Source organism: Calidithermus terrae (assembly GCF_003574345.1).
In the GTDB taxonomy this organism is placed as follows: domain Bacteria; phylum Deinococcota; class Deinococci; order Deinococcales; family Thermaceae; genus Calidithermus; species Calidithermus chliarophilus.
This window is the reverse complement of sequence record NZ_QXDL01000334.1, coordinates 1-2,772: the sequence shown is the minus strand read 5'-3', so window position 1 is coordinate 2,772 and position 2,772 is coordinate 1. Positions and strand designations below refer to the sequence as shown.

Genomic DNA, 2,772 nt, shown 5'->3' with positions numbered 1-2,772 from the left:
CGGGCGGTGGGCGGGGGTGGAGATTAGGTGGGGTCGAGCGGGATGAGCTCGGGCGAACCCCCCGGCTGGCCGGGGAACGGCCCGTTGCCGGGCCCGGGCTGTTGTTGCTGCTGCGGCTGCTGCCCCGGGCGCGGGAGCTGGTACAGCCGCCCGTCCTGGTAGATGAAGATCGGGCACTCCTGGGGCTGCTGCCCCTGGCCCGGCTGTTGCTGGGGCTGCTGCCCCTGCCCCGGCTGCTGCCCCTGGCCGGGCCCCGGCAGCGGGATGAGCTCCTGGGCCCCCTGGTCGGGAGGGCCCTGGAAGGGCGTTTGGAATTGCACAAGACGGGCCACGCCCGCCGGAAGGGCCGCGTAAGGGCTCGAGCCCTGCGATAGCCGCCCGGCGAAAAAGCCCGCCAGCGCCAGAGCCGCCCCGGCCACCACCAGACCGGCGGGCTTGAGCCACGAGTTGCGCACTGGGGTTGCCATGGTTCAGTGTAGGCGTCCTCGAGGGCCGCCTTCAATAAAACAAGGCACAGTGTTTGTGAAGACGCCGCGAAAATCCCACCGCCCAACCGCCCGGTTTTTCCATGCCTATGTCTACCACGCCCGACCTGCCGACGCGCAACAGCCGAAGGATGGATCGGGCTGGTATGAACGGCGGGCTCAGGGCCCGTGGCCCGTGGCTTGTCGAGGGCCAAGTCGTGTTGCGTTTTGCGTCTTGCGTACGACGTACGACGTAGGACATAGGACATGCCTTTAGCGTTTTGCGTTTTGCGTTTTGCGTCTTGCGTTCGGCGTTCAGCGTTCGGCGTAGGACGTACGACCCGCGCCGTGCCCCACGCCCGGCGTCCGGCGCTCGCCCCTTGACTTACACTAGACCCCGTGCGCTACGACCAGATCATCCGCAAAGCCCGCGTGGTGGACGGCTGCGGCAACCCCTGGTTCTACGGGGACGTGGCGGTCGCGGGGGAAACCATCGCGGCGGTCGCCCCGGCGGGGCAGCTTTCGGCCCGCGAGGCCCGGGCGGTGCTCGAGGCCGACGGCCGCGTGCTGGCGCCGGGCTTCATCGACATCCTCTCCCACTCCATCCAGCCCCTCATGCGCGACGGGCGCTGCCTGTCGAAGGTGACGCAGGGCGTGACCACCGAGATCATGGGCGAGGCCTGGACCCCCGCGCCGCAGGGCGGGCAGATCGCGCCGCGCAAGCTCGCGCCCTACGTGCCCGAGGCCTGGAACGAGCGTGTGCGCTCGTGGCGGCGCTTCGGGGACTGGCTCGAGGCCATGGCCCGGCGGGGCGTCTCCCCCAACGTGGGCAGCTTCCTGGGCGGGGGCACCCTGCGCGAGTACGCCTGCGGCATGCGCATGGGCAAGGCCAGCCGGGAGGAGCTCGAGGTCATGCGCCGCGTCGTGCGCGAGGCCATGGAGGACGGGGCTTTCGGGGTGTCCTACGCCCTCATCTACCCCCCCGACGACTACGCCGACACCGACGAGATCGTGGAGGTCTGCAAGGCGGTGGCTGAGCACGGCGGGATCTACGTCACCCACCTGCGCTCGGAGAGCGACCGGCTGCTCGAGGCGCTCGATGAGGCGTTGGAGATCGGGCGGCGGGCCAACCTGCCGGTGCAGGTCTATCACCTCAAGGCCTCGCGCGAGGACAACTGGCCCAAGATGGCCCGGGCCATCGCCCGCATCGACCAGGCCCGCAAGGCCGGGCAGGACGTGACCGCCGACGTGTACCCCTACACCGCCAGCGGCACCGGCCTCACGGCCATGCTGCCCAACTGGGTCGCAGAAGGCGGCGGGCTTTACGAGAAGCTGCGCGACCCCGCGGTGCGCGCCCGCGTCCGGGCCGAGCTCGAGGGCCCCAGCCCCGACGTGGACACCCGCTCCCGCGCCGAGCACGTCATGCCGGTGGGCTTCCAGAAGCCCGAGAACCAGGTCTACGTGGGCAGGCGGCTCTCACAGATCGCGGCCATGCGCGGCCAGGACCCTCTCGAGGCCGTCTTCGACCTGCTGGTCTCGGAGGGGCAGCGCATCGGCACCATCTACTTCAGCATGAGCGAGGACAACCTGCGCCTCGAGCTCTCCCAGCCCTGGGTCATGGTCTCCACCGACGCGGGCGGCTTCGACCCGGAGTGGGCGAGGGCGCACGGGCCGGTCCACCCCCGCGGCTACGGCAGCTACCCCCGCGTGCTCGGGCGCTACGTGCGCGAGGAAGGCCTGCTGAGCCTCGAGGAGGCCGTCCGCAAGATGACCTCCCTCCCCGCCAACCGCCTCTCCCTCTTCGACCGCGGCCGCATCGCCCCCGGCTGCAAGGCCGACCTCGTACTCTTCGACCCCGACGCCATCACCGACCGTGCCACCTTCGAAGACCCCCACCGGCTCTCGGTGGGCGTGGACGCGGTGTGGGTCAACGGGGTGCGGGTGCTCGAGGAGGGCCAGCACACCGGAGCGACGCCGGGACAGGTCGTGCGGGGGCCAGGCTGGAGAAGTGCGGCGAGCTGAGGCTCACTCTGTCTGGTAAGGCAGTGGCGGTTTGCGGTGCTGTGGTTTGGTGTCCCCCGCTCCGCCGTCAGGGGAGCGAGGGGGAGGCCATTCCACATGGCGAGGGCATCGCGGTACGCGACCCGGCGTACGCCGGAAACCTGCTCCCCCTGGCGGCCCCCGAGGGACTCGCGGGCATGCCGCCGGCCCTCGGTGCCCGCGTACGCGGGGGTGCGGGCCGCACCTTGACTCGGCGGCATGCCCGTCTGCGCCACCCCGCCCACCCCCTCCCGCGTGAGCCGCACAC

Annotated in this window: 2 protein-coding genes; one reads left to right on the top strand and one right to left on the bottom strand. The window is 71.2% G+C overall.

Annotated elements, in window-relative coordinates:
- Window positions 1-23: 23 nt before the first annotated feature.
- A complete protein-coding gene (locus Mterra_RS22635) occupies window positions 24-467 on the bottom strand; it encodes a hypothetical protein (RefSeq protein WP_170159765.1) in 444 nt (147 codons plus the stop codon).
- Between the two features lie 396 nt (window positions 468-863).
- Here Mterra_RS22635 and Mterra_RS20260 point away from each other — a divergent pair, with 396 nt between their 5' ends.
- A complete protein-coding gene (locus tag Mterra_RS20260; RefSeq protein WP_119316744.1) occupies window positions 864-2,486 on the top strand; it encodes an N-acyl-D-amino-acid deacylase family protein in 1,623 nt (540 codons plus the stop codon).
- The last annotated feature ends 286 nt before the right edge of the window (window positions 2,487-2,772 follow it).

Bases quoted from the DNA above. Each gene is read 5' to 3' on its own strand.
- Mterra_RS22635 (WP_170159765.1), bottom strand. From the start codon at position 467: ATGGCAACCCCAGTGCGCAACTCGTGGCTCAAGCCCGCCGGTCTGGTG.